Source organism: Prevotella sp. TF12-30, assembly GCF_003436715.1.
In the GTDB taxonomy this organism is placed as follows: Bacteria; Bacteroidota; Bacteroidia; order Bacteroidales; family Bacteroidaceae; genus Prevotella; species Prevotella copri_A.
In genome coordinates this window covers 304-617 of record NZ_QSQJ01000133.1, presented here as the reverse complement: position 1 = coordinate 617, position 314 = coordinate 304, and positions in this window count along the sequence as shown.

The following is a 314-nucleotide window of genomic DNA, read 5'->3' as shown; positions in this document are numbered from 1 at the left end:
TGTAAAATCTTTCAAAGAACTCTTTCTTTAGTTGCTTAGAGAAGTGATTTCTCAAAAGCGAGTGCAAAAGTACAACAAAAAACTGAACCCACCAAATAATTCACAAGAAAAGTTCGCATTTTAACAGTATTTTAACACTTAAGCGGTAAAAAAGGGCTATTTTAGCCTTAACCAAGTGTTTTTCCATATTTTTATGAGCAGCAAAGAATCTGCGTCATCCAAGACCGAACAGGTCTAAAATCTGTGTACATCTGGGAAATCTGTGGGAAAACGAAAAAAGCCTCAGAAATCTTTCGAAATCTGAGGCTTTGATA